Annotated in this window: 16 protein-coding genes; 9 read left to right on the top strand and 7 right to left on the bottom strand. The window is 63.8% G+C overall.

From position 1 onward, the window contains the following. Positions 1-1,061: 1,061 nt before the first annotated feature. The 6 genes from IFT67_RS18295 to IFT67_RS18270 form a co-directional block, all read right to left on the bottom strand. On the bottom strand, positions 1,062-1,259 hold the full coding sequence (locus IFT67_RS18295) for a PepSY domain-containing protein (RefSeq protein ID WP_192239526.1): 198 nt from the start codon (positions 1,257-1,259) through the stop codon (positions 1,062-1,064). 15 nt (positions 1,260-1,274) lie between these two features. After that, positions 1,275-2,222, bottom strand: a complete 948-nt coding sequence (locus IFT67_RS18290) for a PepSY-associated TM helix domain-containing protein (RefSeq protein ID WP_192239525.1) — start codon at positions 2,220-2,222, stop codon at positions 1,275-1,277. Position 2,223: 1 nt separating this feature from the next. Next, positions 2,224-4,257, bottom strand: coding sequence for a TonB-dependent receptor (locus IFT67_RS18285; protein ID WP_342344990.1), 2,034 nt, complete (start codon positions 4,255-4,257; stop codon positions 2,224-2,226). 42 nt (positions 4,258-4,299) lie between these two features. Beyond that, entirely contained in the window at positions 4,300-5,139 is an 840-nt protein-coding gene (locus IFT67_RS18280) for a DJ-1/PfpI family protein (protein ID WP_192239524.1), read from the bottom strand. A 12-nt stretch (positions 5,140-5,151) separates the two neighbouring features. Next, positions 5,152-7,158 carry a TonB-dependent siderophore receptor gene (locus tag IFT67_RS18275; protein ID WP_192239523.1) on the bottom strand — a complete coding sequence of 669 codons (2,007 nt, stop codon included), beginning with the start codon at positions 7,156-7,158 and terminating at the stop codon, positions 5,152-5,154. A gap of 255 nt (positions 7,159-7,413) precedes the next feature. Continuing rightward, complete coding sequence (locus IFT67_RS18270) at positions 7,414-7,851, bottom strand: hypothetical protein (protein ID WP_192239522.1); 438 nt, start codon at positions 7,849-7,851, stop codon at positions 7,414-7,416. Between the two features lie 353 nt (positions 7,852-8,204). Here IFT67_RS18270 and IFT67_RS18265 point away from each other — a divergent pair, with 353 nt between their 5' ends. From IFT67_RS18265 to IFT67_RS18240, 6 genes are all read left to right on the top strand, one after another. Continuing rightward, positions 8,205-8,516 carry a hypothetical protein gene (locus IFT67_RS18265; RefSeq protein ID WP_192003475.1) on the top strand — a complete coding sequence of 104 codons (312 nt, stop codon included), beginning with the start codon at positions 8,205-8,207 and terminating at the stop codon, positions 8,514-8,516. A gap of 197 nt (positions 8,517-8,713) precedes the next feature. Further along, positions 8,714-8,869, top strand: coding sequence for a hypothetical protein (locus IFT67_RS18260; RefSeq protein WP_167398894.1), 156 nt, complete (start codon positions 8,714-8,716; stop codon positions 8,867-8,869). 73 nt (positions 8,870-8,942) lie between these two features. Then, positions 8,943-10,352, top strand: coding sequence for a cytochrome ubiquinol oxidase subunit I (locus IFT67_RS18255; protein ID WP_192239521.1), 1,410 nt, complete (start codon positions 8,943-8,945; stop codon positions 10,350-10,352). Next, positions 10,349-11,362 (top strand): cytochrome d ubiquinol oxidase subunit II, encoded by a 1,014-nt coding sequence (cydB, locus tag IFT67_RS18250; RefSeq protein WP_192239520.1) that lies wholly within the window; start codon positions 10,349-10,351, stop codon positions 11,360-11,362. The genes IFT67_RS18255 and cydB overlap by 4 nt, the downstream gene beginning before the upstream one ends. Beyond that, positions 11,362-11,478 carry a DUF2474 family protein gene (locus IFT67_RS21015; RefSeq protein WP_192099488.1) on the top strand — a complete coding sequence of 39 codons (117 nt, stop codon included), beginning with the start codon at positions 11,362-11,364 and terminating at the stop codon, positions 11,476-11,478. The genes cydB and IFT67_RS21015 overlap by 1 nt, the downstream gene beginning before the upstream one ends. A gap of 693 nt (positions 11,479-12,171) precedes the next feature. Beyond that, positions 12,172-12,780, top strand: coding sequence for a TetR/AcrR family transcriptional regulator (locus IFT67_RS18240; protein ID WP_192099489.1), 609 nt, complete (start codon positions 12,172-12,174; stop codon positions 12,778-12,780). A gap of 17 nt (positions 12,781-12,797) precedes the next feature. Here the strand turns inward: IFT67_RS18240 and IFT67_RS18235 are convergent, their stop codons facing one another. Beyond that, positions 12,798-13,697, bottom strand: coding sequence for a LysR family transcriptional regulator (locus tag IFT67_RS18235; RefSeq protein WP_192099490.1), 900 nt, complete (start codon positions 13,695-13,697; stop codon positions 12,798-12,800). A gap of 179 nt (positions 13,698-13,876) precedes the next feature. Between IFT67_RS18235 and IFT67_RS18230 the strand changes: the two genes are divergently transcribed. The 3 genes from IFT67_RS18230 to IFT67_RS18220 are packed head-to-tail and all read left to right on the top strand — an operon-like array spanning position 13,877 to position 16,007. Continuing rightward, the gene (locus IFT67_RS18230) at positions 13,877-14,788 is read left to right on the top strand and encodes a polysaccharide deacetylase family protein (protein WP_192099491.1); all 912 of its coding nucleotides are present in this window, start codon (positions 13,877-13,879) and stop codon (positions 14,786-14,788) included. Then, the gene (locus tag IFT67_RS18225; protein WP_192239519.1) at positions 14,785-15,450 is read left to right on the top strand and encodes an SDR family oxidoreductase; all 666 of its coding nucleotides are present in this window, start codon (positions 14,785-14,787) and stop codon (positions 15,448-15,450) included. The genes IFT67_RS18230 and IFT67_RS18225 overlap by 4 nt, the downstream gene beginning before the upstream one ends. Before the next feature lie 11 nt (positions 15,451-15,461). Continuing rightward, positions 15,462-16,007, top strand: a complete 546-nt coding sequence (locus tag IFT67_RS18220) for an ester cyclase (RefSeq protein WP_192099493.1) — start codon at positions 15,462-15,464, stop codon at positions 16,005-16,007. The last annotated feature ends 27 nt before the right edge of the window (positions 16,008-16,034 follow it).

Here is a 16,034-nt window from a genome sequence, read left to right as displayed (position 1 = left end):
CGAGGCGCCTCTGCTTTCAGCCCGTCATGTAAGGTCAATTCTCTAACTGCGCCGGGCCGGGTTCACCAAAATTTAACCCCAAAACGGCAATTAATAGGGAGAGCTCCCGGGGGGAGATCCGGGAGTAGTCGTAATGCCACAGGATGATGGTGTACTGCCGCGTTGGGCAGTCACGCGGTGGTTGGTTGAATGTGCTGGAGTTGTTCCAGCTGAGATCCGCCCATCCCTGGTTCAAGGATTGTACGGATCGCTCCCGATCTTCCTGGGCGGTGTGTTCAATACGATTCTCGTCTCCTCGATCGTTGCCATTAGAATTCCCACACCGGCGTTCCTCTTCTGGGCTGCGCTGGAGATTGGGCTTGCTACACTGCGGCTTCCGCTGCTCGTCAAAGGGTCTCGCGCCGCGAAGAGTGGCAAACGAGCTCATATCGATCTCTACATATTGGCGGCGGTGTGTTGGGCCGCATCGGTAGGCTATGGTTGCTTCATAACGGTTCTAAGTGGGGACTGGCTTGCTGCCACCCTTGTCGTGCTTTCCGCTGCAGCCATGACTGGCGGCGTNTATCGATGTCGGCTGGCAGGCAACCCGTGCGCTGAGGCTGAGCGTGGGAGCGCAGAACGTCTTCGACATCTATCCGGACGAGAATATCGCCTCAACGGTCTCTAGCGTTGCGGTCGGGAGCAATGGCGCCGACAATGCCGGCACCCAGCCTTACAATGCCGTTTCCCCCTTCGGATTCAACGGCCGGTCCGTGTTTATTCGCGGGAGTCTGAATCTCTGAATCAAGCTGGGCTGCCGATCAACGCGGATCTTCCGCACCGGCGCAGTGTCTCATCCGGTTTGTAGATCGGTTTCTAAGATTGATCCCCGACACCCTCGATCAGAGGGCCAGTATGTTATGGCATATCACACTGGCACGGATGTATTTCGTGTGCGGGCCATCCTCGAGCGACCTCACTTCCCGCAGCGCCGGCTTTTCACCAACCTCTTCAGGAAAGTAGCCAATGTTGCCTACGGCCGAAAAATAACGGGTGCGCCGTCAGCTACGCGAACATCACTCTCATGTGCCTCGCGGCCGTTCGTTCGGCCCTGCGAACTTCGCCAGAGTCCGACGCTCCGAATTGTTGCGGCGCCGCGACCAGCGCATAAAACCGGTCGTGAACAGGATCGTGGGCAGTATACCCGCGACCAGCGCGAGCAGCCGGCCGGTGAGCCCGAACGCCTCACCGCCATGCAGCGGGTGGAGCCAGTTTAGCACCGTGTCGCCGCCACTCTACGCACGGCCGTCACGCACGGCAAGGATGCGACCATCATGGGGATCGAACCAGACATTGGTGCGCGGGAAGCGTCGGCTCGGCTCGCCGGGGCGGGCGAGATTGATACGGACGGCCCCTGTGGGGGTCGCCGGCGTTTCGATCCAGGCCAGCGCACCGTCGGGAAAGCGCCGACGTGCACGCATGATCAGCGCGTCGATGGTCAAGCGGGTGCTTCCGAGCATCACGGCCGGCTTGGGTGTCTGGTAAAGCGGCGAGACGCTGGCGATGATCGGCCTGGTCTGGTCGGGCAGGTCGAGCATCACTCCCGTCGCGGTCACGACCAGCAACAGGATCAGTCCGGCAAGGCCGGTCAGCTTGTGCCAGTCGTATAGTCGCCGGATCGGCAGGGCGTGCGTCTTGAACCGCAACGCGCGCCACCAGCCCCCTGCTCGCGGCCACCACGCCCATATACCGCTCGCCAGCAGCACCAGCATGACGATCCCGGCAATCCCCATCGCGATCCCGCCGGGCTCCTCCAGCAACAGGCGGTAGTGGAGATCGTAGATCCAGGTGACCAGCGTATCACCCCAGAAGCCGGTCCGGATCGTCGTCAAACGCACCGGATCGACCCAGGCAAGCAGCGGCGCAAAGGCGCGTCCGGTCGTTTCCTTCGGTGTGTAGTACCGGACGGGGATCGCGCCGCCCTCCCCCGACACCTCGATCCGCCACGCGCCGGTGCGCGCCGGATGCTCGCGGTGGAGCGTATCGACCACCGCCTGCCACGACGCCGGGCGTGCTCCCGTGGGCACCGCGCGCAGTGCTGGGCTGAGCACAGCGTCGATTTCCGGGTAGAACACCAGCAGGCTGCCGGTCAGCCCGGCAAACGCGAACAGCACGCCGATCGTCAGCCCGAGCCACAGGTGGACGCGCCGCATCGTCACGCGCAGCGAAGGACGCGTCGCCATTTTAGAAGTTCAACCGCACTGCGCCGAACAGGGAGCGCGGGTCCGCCGGCGCGTGAAGCCGCTGCGTGCCGTCGTACCAGACATATTCGTAATGATCGTTCGTGAGGTTCTTCAGCTGCGCCGACAGTTCGAGCTGCGGTGTCACCTTGTAAGCGAGTTCCGCGTTCAGCACGACATAATCGCCATAGCGCCCCTGCGTGTTCGCCGGGTTCAGTTCATAACTCGACTGTCCGTTACCCCAGAACGATACGCGCAAGTTCGGATCCGGGGTTAGGTCCAGCCCGCCCGAAAAGACGTTCTGCGGGACATGGTCGATCGCGTTGCCCGCCTGCGACGGCGTCGCCGGATCGGGCGTCACGATCCGTGCGGTCTGGTGCGAGTAACTGCCCCAGAGCGCAACGCCGCGCACCGGCTTCACGTCGAGCTGGAAATCGACGCCGCGCCTGCGCGTCTTGCCGAGATTGTCGAAATCGCCCGACGGGTCGTTCAAGCGACGCTTCAGTTCGCCGCTCGCGGTCTGCTGCCACAGTGCGACGCGTGCTTCCAGCCAGCGACCGCGCGTCAGTTTAACGCCGCCCTCGAACCCCTCGTTGATCGACGCCGCGACATCGACGACGCGGGGCGCCACCCGATACGCACCCGAGCCGGCACCGATCTGGAAGGTCCGGCCGTAATTGCCGTACACCGTGACGCCGCGCTTGGGCATGATCGCGACGCTCAGCTTGGGCTGGCTGATCGTGCCGTAATCGTTGATCGGCGCCGTCGTGCCCGCGAGCCGGTTGGTGAAATCCCCCTCGACCCGGTCAAGCCGCCATGCGGGCGTGATCTTCAGCCAGTCGGTCGGTTCGATCACCGCCTGCAGATACCCGCCGTACACGGTGAGGCCGAATTTCTGGTCTCGCGTCTGGCTGCTGAGGATACGCCGGTTGGTCAGCCAGCGCAGGCTCTTGTTGTCCTGCACCTGCACGTCGCCGCCCGCCTCTATCATCAGTGCGTCGCTGGCGTGGTAATGCAGCGCGAGCGTGCCGCCATATTGCCATTCCTCGGTCAGCCGGCGCTGTTGCGCGACGTTCGCCGAGAAGCGGACGTAGCGGTCGTCGCGCAAAGAGTTGGCATAGCCCTTGGCACTCAGCGCGAGATCGTCGGTGAGGTCGGAATCGAGGTGCACGCTGTACTGTCCGAGCCGGCGCTTGCCGCCATCGGTTTCCGAAACCGCGTAGGAGCGTCGTCGGTTCGTATAGGCATCGGCATCGGTCAGGTAGCCTGGCTCCTCGGCGGTCGCGTTCGAATGGCGGACGATCGCGCCGAGCCGCGTCGATCCGAAGTCGTAGAACCATTTGGCCGCAAGATTGAGCCGGTCGAGATCGGCATGGTCGCGAAACGCATCGGTGCGTCGGTAGCTGACCAGGTAGTTCTGGCTAAACTGGCCGCGTTCCAGACCCGCGGAGACCTGACCGTCGATCGTCCCGAACGCGCCCGCGATGGCCCGCGCGTCGAGGTAGCTACCACCGATCCGCGTCAGGATGTTCGCGTTGCCCGCGATATTATGCAGGCCCCAGCGCGGATCGGAGGTGCCGCGGACCAGTTCGATCCCGGCGATGTCGAGCGGCGAGACCATGTCGATCCCGGTCATGCCGCCGGCATTGTCGTTGGTCGGGACGCCGTCGATCAGCAGCTTGACCGCGTTGATCTCGCCTTCGCCATTGAAGCCGCGGATCGAGAAGCGGCCCGAGGTGGTGCCCTGGTTAAAGTCGGTCAGCACGACACCCGGCAGCCGCGCGAACAGCTCCCAGGTGTTGTCGACCGACTGGCGCTGGACGATGTTGCCGCCGAGTACGTCGACCGACGTCAGCACATTCTCGGTCGAGCGCGCCATGCTGGGCGCGGTCACGACGATATCGCCGATGGTGAAGCGCGTATCGCCCTCTACCGGCCCCGTCGCGGCCGTCCTTGCGGTATCCGTCTGTGCGGTGGCGGGATAGGCGAGCGCCAGACCCAACATCACGCCTGGCATAGTGAGCATTATCGTCTTCACTTCAGTCTTCCCCTTAATTCGTTACTTCGTCGATCTGCGGGTTCAGCCGTTGGCGGCGAGGGCCTCGGCCTGTTTCCTGAATCCGGCGATCAGTTCGATCATCGGCGCCTTCACCTCGGGACGCGCGGTCTTGAGCGTGCCGGCGTTGAAGGGTGGCTGCGGATCATATTCGCTCATCAGCTGGGTGCATTCGGCGTAGGTCCGGTCGCGCAGTTCGGCGATCATCGTCGGCCCGAAATCGAGCCCCGACGTCACTCCCGCGCCGGTGATGCGGTTGCGGTCGCGCACGACACGCGCGTCGGTCGGGATCGCGCCGAAACCCGCCAGCGCGTTGCGGCACGACCAGTGCGAGGTGGCCTTGTACCCCTTCAGCAATCCGGCCTTGCCGAGGATCAGCGAACCCGAGCAGACGCTGGTGACGTATCTCGCGCGGGCACCGCGATCGGCCATGAATGCAATGGTCGCGGGACCCCGAGCCGCAGAGATCGTCCCGTCGGTGCCGCCCGGCGCGAACAGCACCGTCAAGTCCCGCGAACAGGTGTCGAAGGTGGCGTGCGGCGTGATTGTCACGCCCGCGTCGCTGGTCACCGGTTCGAGCGCTTTCGCGACCAGCATGACCTTGGCGCCCATCATCGATGCGAACATCGACTGTGGCCCGATCAGGTCCATGACGGTCATGCCGGGGTACATGAGCATCGCGATCTGTTCGTCGCCTATCCAGTGGATGCCGTCGCCGCTGTTGCCGGGCATCGCGTGGTTCATGGGCGGCGCCATCGGCGCAGGTTTAAGCCTGGCGGACGCCGTCTGTGCGCCGGCCGCACCCGCCGCCAGCGGAGAGAGCAGCGTCATCAGCGCAGCGGTACGGCGATCGATGTTGGTCATCGATATATCCTTTCAGAGACGCGTCTTGAGCGTGACGAACGCCGAGCGCGGCTGCGTCGGCATCACGACCGGGAAGGCGAAATACTGATAGGTGTCGAAGCTGCGCGCGCCGCCCAGGTTGACGGCTGACACCTGCACAGTGAACCGCCCGATGTCATAGGATGCCTGCGCGTCGATCGCCGCATAGCCCGGCACGGACACGCTGTTGGGCAGCGTGATCTCGCGCGCGGTGAAGGCGGTGACGCCCGCACCCAGCGACAGGCCCTTCGCTGCACCGCGCAGAACGCGATACCGTGCGGCGATACGGCCGCTGTGCCGCGGCACGCGCGGCAACCGGTCGTCGATCAGCGATGTGTTGGTGTCACGGGTGACCGCAGCATCGGTATAGGCGTAGTTCGCGATCATCGAGAACGCCGGGCGCGGTTCCCAAATCAGGTCGGCCTCGATCCCGCGCGATCGCTGCTGCCCGGTCTGCACCGCGAAAAACGGAAAGGCCGGATCGGGATCGGGCGTCGCGACGTTGTTGCGCGTCTGTTCGTACACCGCCAGCGTGCCCGACAGGCCGATGCCGGTCGCCGCAAGCTTGATGCCACCTTCGACGTTGCGCGACGTTTCCGGCCGCGTCGTAAAGCGGCTCATGAGGCCGAACGCGCCACGAAAGGCTGTGGCATAACCGGCATAGAGCGCTACCCCCGGCACGACGTCGACCGTCGCACCGATCCGCGGCGACAGCCGATGATACGTTTCGTCTGTCGCCTGCTGGTCCTCGCGGAACCTGAGCCGCGTGTAGCGAAGCGATCCGGTGAGGTGCAGCCAGCCATAATCGGCCTGATCCTGCGCGTAGATGGCCCGCGTCTCGTATCGGTCCGTCTGCAGGAGACTGGGAGGCAGGATTTCGCCGAACGACACGTCGTAGGTCGGATCGGCGAGGTCGATCGATCCGCGCGTCATGCCCGTGAAGGCCATGTCCGAATAGAAATCGGTATGGTCGTAGCTCGCCCCGACGAGGAACGTGTGCGTCCCGCCCACCATCTCCGTCTTGGCGACCAGGTTCGCCTCGAACGTCGCCTCCTCGAAATGGCTGAGCATGTTGAGCGCGAGCAGCGGATAGGTCGTCGGGGTGGCGGGGTCGGCCGGGTACATGTCCGGATAAATGAAGGTCCCGAACTGCGGCACGCGGCTTTCGTAATAGCGGCCTGTGACGGTCAACCGCACGCCGTCGCCGAAGTCGTGCCGCAAGGTGCCGGTAACCATCTGGTTCGTGGTACTGGACCGCGGCTGACCGTTCGGCGCGCCGGGAAAGGCATTGCGATCCACTTCGCCTGCCAAGGTCTGCGCGGCGGGAAGCCCCGAATATTCCAGTTGCTCACGGCGACCATATTGCCCCTGCACCATCAGGTCGGTCCGGGTGCCGAGCTGGAAAGCGATGCTCGGCTGGACGAAGATCCGCTCGCCCTCGATCCGGTCGACCCAGTGGTCGTTGCTCTGATATTCGCCGGCGATACGCGCGGAAATGCCCGTTGTGATCGGCACGTCGAGTTCGCCGTAAGGATTGAAAGTCGCGAAGCTTCCGGCCCGGATCGCGGCATAGCCCTGAAGCTTGGTTCCGGGGCGCTCGCTTTCGATATTGATGAGGCCGCCAAGCGGCGAGCCGACGCCGCCGCCGTAGAGCGTGGCGCTCGGGCCTTTCAGCACGTCGATCCTGCGGATGCCGACCAGGCTTGCGGGATCGTTGGCCGCCGAAAACGCGCCGAACATCGGCAGGCCATCCTGATAGATCTCCGCCATGAAGCCGCGCACGATCGGCCCTACGGTCAAGCCCTCCTCGGGGCGGTTGCCGACGACACCCGACACATTCGCCAAAGCCTCGCCGAGCTGGCGACGATCCTGTTCGCGCAGCAGCGCGCCGGTCAGCACCTGCACCGACTGCGGCACATGGATCAAAGGCGTGGTGGTGCGCGTCGCGGACGCCGTCTCGGGAACGGCATATCCGTCGCGGATACCCGTGACGACGATCATATCGCCAGCCCAGCTTGGCCCGGCATTGGTCGGTATGGGGTCAATCGGCGCAGTCCGAGCTTCGACGTTCTGAGCGTGCACGGTCGGAATTGAGAAAGACGTACAGGGCGCGGCGACGGCGACAGCCATCGTCGTCCCAAGAAGAGACTTCGGTCGAAACATCGAAAATGCCTTTGACTGGCGCGCGAGCCTTTGGCAGCGCACCATGAACGACAGGGACCCGCCCCCGATGGGAGGCAGGTGCGATTCAACAGGTCAACGGAAGACGGGCGGGCCTTGCGAGGGCGGCCGGAGATGCGGCGTAAGTGCAAGGCGCGGCGATCCGACCGCTCGCGAGCCAACCGCCATGACGAAGGCGATGGCCGCGATCAGCAGGACGGGATCGACCGCCGCGAGCGCGTGCGCCGAAAGGCTGGAGAACGCACACGGCATCTCCGTCCTGCCATGCTCGTCGGACTTGCCTTGATCGGCCATGTCGCCGTGCATTTCCGGCATGGTCATGTCCATGTCTCTGCTCGTGCCAGGGCTAATGGTCTGCGGTGCGAACCCCGAGCAGATCGTGATGGCGATCCGACCGTGCTCGGCGGAGATCATGTAGCCCGACGGGATCAGCAGCTTCAGCGCCAGCGCTGCGACGCAGATCAGCGCAGCAAGGTGGCGATGAGCCAGAACATGGCGGCGAAGTGCGAACACCAGACGCGAGCTAGCCCAGTCATGAGCAACTGTCACTTGGACAGGATGACCTCCCCGTGACGATCGTGCGATCCGAACCTGCCGCCGTTCCATGCGCAATTCCGCACGGGAACATTCGTTGGCAAAGAAGCAAAAATAATCGCGGGTTCCCAATATCATGGGGATATCGAAATGGACTTAAGCACCAGCCCTGCAGCGCACATGAGACATAATGTCACATCGACCAGGGCGACGGCGTGACTTAGCGCGTTCTCATGCCGGCCATTCGCCATCTTGTTCAAAACCGTTCGCTGGCGATAGTCTTGATCCTTGCGGTATCGCTTGCATTACGGCTCGTCGTACCGAGCGGATACATGCCGACGATGTCGCACGGCAAGATGATCGTATCGATTTGCTCGGGCACGATGACCGAGCCGATGGTCCTGGAGGTACCCGGACTGGCGCAGCAGCCGGACGATGCGAGCCACGACGCCCCCGCAAAGCATGACACACCGTGCGCCTATGCCGGCCTGACGATGGCGGCGCTTGCTGCAGTACCGCTCGACCTGCTGATCGTCGCTCTGGCCTTCACGATGGGCAGCGGCCTACGCCCTGGACCGGCACCGGTCGAGACGTCGCGGTACGGGCTTCGACCGTGGGCGCGAGGCCCCCCCTTCCCCCTCTGACCAGTCGTTCATGCGTCTGAACGTCCACTCGGTGGTCTCGTCCAGCTGAGCCGACGCGCGGCGCCCGCTTCGTCAGAGATGCCCGCGTCGATCGCGGGCGGAACAGGATCATCAATGTCTAACTCATCGTCCGTCCGGGCGAGGGCGTCGTGTGCCCGGCGCCAAGGCCCCGTCTCACTGATTGGAAGGGCAGCGGAATGCTGACTCCCGGTGAACGGCGTTTCCGCCGAAAACTCGACATCTTCGTGGTTCTGCTGGTCGCGGTCACCGCGATGCTCCTCATGCTGGAACGCGCGACCGAAGAGCGTGCAGGCGCAACCGATCCGCAGCCGGCCACGAGCACGGCAGGATGAACTTGGTGCCGAGCGCCAGTCGTTCGGCATCGCTCCGTGCCCGGCCAGGTCCGGCACGACGAACAGGCCTCCCATGACAGATTATGCGCTTCTTCTCGCACGGATACAGTTCGCCTTCACGGTATCCTTCCACTTCCTGTTTCCCGCGTTCTCGATCGGGCTCGCCAGCTTCCTGATGACGCTCGAGGGCCTTTGGCTCAGGACCGGGCGCGGCGTGTACGCCAACCTCTACCGCTACTGGCTGAAGATCTTCGCGATCGTGTTCGGCATGGGCGTCGTCTCCGGCATCGTCATGTCCTACCAGTTCGGCACCAACTGGTCGGTGTTCTCCGACCGGGCCGGCCCCGTGATCGGTCCGTTGATGGCCTACGAGGTGCTCACAGCCTTCTTCCTGGAAGCGGGCTTCCTCGGCGTCATGCTGTTCGGCATCACGAAGGTCGGGCGCGGACTGCACTTCTTCGCTACCTGCATGGTGGCGCTTGGCACTCTAATCTCGGCGACCTGGATCCTGAGCGTCAACAGCTGGATGCACACTCCGACCGGCTTCGCGATCAATGCGCAAGGGCAGTTCGTCCCTGCAGGATCGTGGCTGCCGATCATCTTCAACCCCAGTTTCCCTTACCGGCTGACCCACACGGTCATTGCCGCATTCCTGACGACGGCGCTGGTCGTCGCCGCGGTTGGTGGATGGCACCTGCTGCGCGATCGGGCGAACCTCGGCGCGCGCAAGATGCTGGCGATGGGCCTGGGCATGATCGCGGTCATGGCACCGCTCCAGATCCTGGCTGGCGACGAGCACGGGCTGAACACGCTCGAGCATCAGCCGGCCAAGGTGCTGGCGATGGAAGGGCATTACGACGCGCATCCTGACGGAGCGCCGCTCATCCTGTTCGGCCTACCCAGCGACCGCGACGAGCAGGTCCGCTATGCCGTGGAGATACCCAGGCTCAGTTCGCTGATCCTGCGCCATGACCTGAACGCCCCGCTGCCGGGACTGAAGGATTTCGCGCGCAATCGACGTCCCCCGGCAACGATCCTGTTCTGGTCGTTCCGGATCATGGTCGGGCTTGGACTGGCGATGCTCATGCTCGGCGTATGGGGTCTGTGGGCGCGGTGGCGACGCCGGTTGTACGACACGCCCTGGCTGCACCGTGCGGCCGTGGCGATGGGCCCGGCGGGCTTCGTGGCGGTGCTGGCGGGCTGGATCACGACCGAGGTCGGCCGGCAGCCATGGGTCATCTACGGTCATATGCTGACGGCCGACGCTCGCTCGCCGATTGCGGCCCCCGCAGTGGCGACGTCACTTGCCGCTTTCGTCGTCGTCTACTTCGCGGTCTTCGGATTGGGCGTCCTCTACGTCCTTCGCCTGATCGCCAAGCCACCCGAGGCTCATGAGGCTGAACCGCGCCGCACGCCACGTCATGCAGCCGGCATCACGCCGGTCGCGACCTTCGAGCCGACCAACAGGGAGAAGGACGCATGACCGGCCTGACATACAGTCTGGACCTCACGGTCGTCTGGGCCGTCATCATCGCATTCGGCATATTCGCCTATGTCGTCATGGACGGGTTCGATCTCGGCATCGGCATCCTGTTCCCCGGCTTCGAGGTCGGGGCGGAGCGTGACGCCGCGATGAATTCGATCGCGCCGGTGTGGGACGGAAACGAGACGTGGCTTGTGCTAGGCGGGGGAGGGCTGTTCGCGGCCTTCCCTCTTGCCTACGCGATTATCCTTCCTGCCACCTATCCGCTGGTGATCGCCATGCTGCTGGGCCTGGTGTTCCGCGGGGTGGCGTTCGAGTTCCGGTGGCGTGATCCGGTGCACAGACGTTGGTGGGACAGGGCCTTCACGCTGGGTTCTCTGGTCGCAGCGATCGCGCAGGGCATGATGCTCGGCGCGATCCTGCAGGGCATCCGGGTCGTGGGACGTGCCTTTTCAGGTGGATGGCTGGACTGGCTCACTCCGTTCACAGTCCTGACCGGTATCTCGGTAGCGGTCGGCTACGCCTTGCTTGGCGCGACCTGGTTGATCGGTAAGACGGACGGCCCCGCACAGGCCCACGCGCGACGGATGGCCAGGATGCTGGCCATCGCGACGGTTGTTGCGATGGCCGCGGTCAGTGCGGCGACGCCGTTCCTCAGCTATGACTATTGGCGACGCTGGTTCGCGATGCCGGGCGTCTTGCTGACAGCGCAGGTGCCGTTGCTGGTCGTCGTGATCACCGGAGTCCTGTTCTGGTCGATCGCCCGCGGGCGACACAAGCTGCCCTTCCTCGCGTCCCTGGCGCTGTTCCTGTTGGGATACGTCGGACTGGGCATCAGCGTCTTTCCCTACGTCGTGCCGCGTGCCGTCACGATCTGGGCCGCTGCGGCTCCGGCGCAGAGCCAGTTGTTCATGCTGGTCGGGACCGTCGTCATCATCCCGATCATCATCGGGTATACCGGTTGGGCCTATTGGGTGTTCAGGGGCAAGGTCGGCGAGGGGTATCATTGATGGCTACGCCCGGACCCCGGTTCGTCCAACAGTTATGCTGGCTAGCGATGATCTGGACCGCGAGCGTTCTGGCGCTCGCAGCGATCGCCTTCGCCATTCGTACGGTGCTGCTTTAGTTCTTCGCTGTTCGTCCGCTGTGGCGTCGGCAGGGCGGCTCATGCCAGCTTCGTCCCCGATGCTTTGGAACGGGCACCTCGCGATCGCCGTCCGGCCCATCGGGGCGGCATCACCCAACAGAGCGACCGCGGGCTGCAATTTGTGTTCATCAACTACACCCAGCGGTTGGTCGAGCTCGGATCAAGCTCTCGGTTGGGAGAGTCGGGGACAGCTAAGGCAACGCTTTGCCCAGGACGATCAACGGCCTCTACAGGGCCGGGGTCATCCACCACTCTGGACCTTGGCGATCCTTGGATACGTTGGGACACACGACCTTCGAATGGTAGACTGGTTCAATCATCGCCAACCGTTGGAGTCCATCGCCAACATTCGGCCTGCCGACCTCGACGATCGATATCATGGAGTCGCGGACAACATTGATATGACGGCATGAGTCACAACCCGTCGCGTCCAGTAGGCGCGGCGCGGTTCACTTCGATTTTCGGCTGCCGTCCGACCGAGAAGCCAACCGCTCGCGTCCGGACCAGATGGACTCGTTCAACGAGAGAACGGCAAAACCCGCATGATTCACGGCAGTTACGTCTACGGTGTTCATCGCTGCTGACTCCTCACTATCGGCCGTCTCGCCTGATGCTCTCCCGTAAGCACTGCCGTGGGTTTTGCCTACCTTGCCGATGCGGTACGACGAATGGATGACGACAAGACGTTCCTATGCCGGGAGAAGTGCAGCCGACCGCCTCGCCGATCGACGCGCCAGACTTCTCGATGCCGCAATCTCGCTTTACGGTCTGAACGGCTACCGCAACACCAGCATACGCGCAGTCTGTCAGTCGGCAGGTCTCACGGAACGCTTCTTCTACGAGGCCTTCCCGAACAGCGAAGCGCTGCTGACCGCTGCGTTCGAGACATCGGTCGACAATCTCCTAAGGCTGATGACGCCACTTGCGACTGCGGCGGTCGACAGCGACCAGGAGGCGCGCGTCCGTGACCTCTTGACAGCCTACTACGGGAGAGTTGCGGCAAGCCCCGTCGCCGCACGCCTTTTCCTGGTGGAGACGGTTGGAGTCAGCGCGGAACTCGATCGTCTGTTCGAAGGCTCGCTGGTCCGGCTTACTGAGCCGTTGGTCGAAATATGTGATCCGGCACGCTCCGGTCGGTTTTCGCGCCTGCCCCTTCTCCGTCGTGGCGTGGCGGGCGGACTGCTTCACATCGCAACCGCCTGGATCGAATCCGGTTTCGAAAGCCGGCTTGCCGACGTGGTCGAAGCGGCGTTGCCGATCGCGATGCTCTGCCGTCGCTGAACGAGTAGCCGCGACGCTCAACCGCTTTCCGCCGCCGGTCTGAGCGCCGCTGCCATGGCATCGACGAAAGCTCGGACCTTGAGCGAGAGGTGACGAGCCGTCGGGAACAGCGCTACGACCGGCGCGTCCCCTCCCGACCAGTCTGGAAGAACATGGACCAGCGTCCCGGCCTCAAGCTCTGCTGCGACGTCCACGTATGACTTCAGCATGATCCCATGACCCGCGAGACACCAATCGTGAACGGCGTCTCCGTTGTCCGCGCGAAGCCGACTGGGACCGTCGATCACGGCCGAAAGACCATCCGCTCGGGTCAGCCTGAAGGACGTGGTCGTCCCGCCATACCGGAGAAAGGCGTGGCCCGGGAGGTCGTCGGGCGACCGCGGCGGCCCGATCCTTCCCAGGTAGCTCGGCGACGCGAGCAGGATGCGTCGATTGTCTGCGAGCTTCCGCATCACCGCACTGGTGTCGGCCAACGCACCGATCCGGATCGCCACGTCGACCGCCTCGCCTGCCAGATCTATCACCCGATCCTCGAGCGTCAGCGAGACGAGTAGTTGTGGGAACCGATCCGTCAGCTCGCCCAGGACCGGTGCGACGTGTCGTCGTCCGAACGAGACCGGCGCGGTGACCCTGAGGAGCCCGACGGGCTCGAGCCGCCCCGTCGCCAGCGTCTCCTCGCCTTGGCGCAGCGCGTCCAACGCACGCTCGACATCGATCAGAAGTCTGGCTCCTTCTTCCGTAGGGGACAGACTACGCGTCGTACGATTGACGAGCCTCGCCCCTACCCTTCCTTCCAATGTCAGCAATCTCTTGCTGACGACGGCGAGACTGACGTTCATCTCGCGGGCCGCAGCGGACAGCGAGCCTGACGCGAGCACCTTCTGGAAGGTCCTGAGCTCATTCAGATCATTAAGCATTATTATCAACTCCCGGACGACACATCTTCAGTCGACCTAATACCGATCAATCCGGATCGGACAACGCACCATGTCGTTTATGCCTCATGTCCATCATGCCCGATCTGTCACGCCGCAGCGTCGTTCTCGGAGGAACGGCCTTGACGATCTCGTCGGGCGCCTTTGCGAAGGAGCGTAACATGACGACCAAGACTGCGTTCTGGCCCGGCGATGCCCGACTGGCCGTCAGTCTGAGCTTGATGTTCGAGGGCGGCGGCCAGCCGATTTCCGGCGCGGGCGGTCCCATTCCGGAGCCCATCGAGCACGGCCTGCCGGATCTGCCGACCAATGCGTTCTTCGCATATGGTCCCAACGAGGGCATTCCTCGGATACTGGACCTGATGGACAAGCACGGCATCAAGCTGTCGTCGTTCATGATTGGTCAGGCGATCGAAAAGGCGCCTGACCTCGCCAAGGAGATAGTCCGTCGGGGCCACGAGGCTGCAGCCCACGGACGTACATGGCAGAACAGCTATGACATGAAACCCGACGAGGAGCGCCGTTTCATCGGCGATTGCGTTGATACGATCGAGCGGATCACGGGCTTCAAACCGCTGGGATGGAACGCGTACTGGTTACGGAATTCACCTCGCACCCTCGACATTCTCCAGAGTCTGGGTCTCATCTATCATATCGACGAGCCGAGCCGCGACGAGCCGTTCATCGTCCCCCTTGCCAAGGGCGACTTCGTCACCGTCCCGTACACCTTCCATATGAACGACATCTCGTCATTCCCGTTCGAGGGGTGGAATCCGATCGCTTACGAACAGGCGCTGAAGGACGAGTTCGATCAGCTGTACGAAGAGGGCGCGACCAAGCGGCGGATGATGGTCGTGTCGATGCACGACCGCATCTCCGGCCATGCCAACCGCGTACGCGTCCTCGACCGGTTCCTGACCTATGCGCGCTCCAAGCCCGGCGTGTGGTTCGCACGCAAGGACGAGATCGCGAAATACGCTCTCCAGACCAAGGGCATGACCCCGGTCTTCGACCGCGGCCCCGCCACCGAGACGGGTCTGCCCGGCCCCTCACCCAAGGAGAAAAAGTCATGACAGCGCAACTGAACGGACAGCGCATTCTAGTCGTCGGTGCGAGCGGCGGCATCGGCAAAGCGACCGCCGACGCGTTCGAGAAAGCGGGCGCACAGGTATTTCGCCCCGACCAGGAGACGCTCGACATCATCGATGACGGTTCGGTCGATGCGTTCTTCGCCGCGCAAGACGTCTTCGATCACGTGGTCGTGGCGGCTGCGAAGACGAAGACAGGGCCAGTCTCCAAGCTGGCCCTAACGGACGCCCAGGCGGCGATGAACAGCAAGTTCTTTGGTGCTTACCGTGTCGCACGCGCTGCAAAGGTACGCGATGGCGGCTCGATCACCTTCGTGTCAGGCTTCTTGTCCCAGCGGCCCAGTGCTTCTTCGGTACTCCAAGGCGCGATCAACGCCGCGCTTGAGGCTCTCGCTCGAGGCCTTGCGCTCGAACGCGCGCCGGTGCGGATCAACACCGTCTCGCCGGGCCTCGTAGACACGCCGCTCTATGCCGGGATGAGCGACACCGAACGGCAGGCGATGTTCGAGAAGGCAGCCGCACTCCTTCCTGCGGGTCGTGTCGGCCAGCCCGATGACATAGCCGGCGCCATCCTTTTCGTCGCCACCAATCCGTACGCCACCGGATCGACCGTCACGGTCGATGGCGGCGGCACGATCGCAGCCTGAGGAGACCATCCATGCGCGTATTCCTTGCTTTCGCGGCACTGGCCGCCGCCACCCCCTCCCTGGCCGCTCAGGTCGATGACCGCGCAGCAAAGGCGATCGCGAAGCCTCAGGAACTGATCGTCGACAAGGCGCTGCCAGCCACGACCGTCGCAGCGATGCTCAAGCCGGTCGATGCGTTCTACGGTTTCTGGAACAACGGCAGCGCGACATTGCTGAAGGCCGCGCTCAGCCCACGCTTCGTCGACCACACGCTGCCCAAGGGCCGCCCGCAGGGCCCCGCCGGCCCTGCAGCCGCGTCAAAGGCGTTCCTCGGCGCGGTTCCCGATCTGCGGATCGACGTCGTCCAGCGCCTCGTCGTGGGCGACCGCGTCGTAAGCCACCTGCACTTCACCGGCCATTTCACGGGAACGTTCATGGGGACGACCGGCACCGGTCAGCCGATCGATTTCATCGCCACCGACATCCTGCGCGTGTCGAGTGGCATGATCACCGACAACTGGCATCTCGAGGACAATCTCACCTTCCAGCAGCAGATCGGGCTCGTGTCCGCCAACTGAACCAGTTGCCCACCCTGCCAATATTTT

This window comes from Sphingomonas sp. CFBP 13728, assembly GCF_014841895.1.
GTDB lineage: Bacteria > Pseudomonadota > Alphaproteobacteria > Sphingomonadales > Sphingomonadaceae > Sphingomonas.
This window is presented reverse-complemented; position numbering and strand designations above follow the sequence as displayed.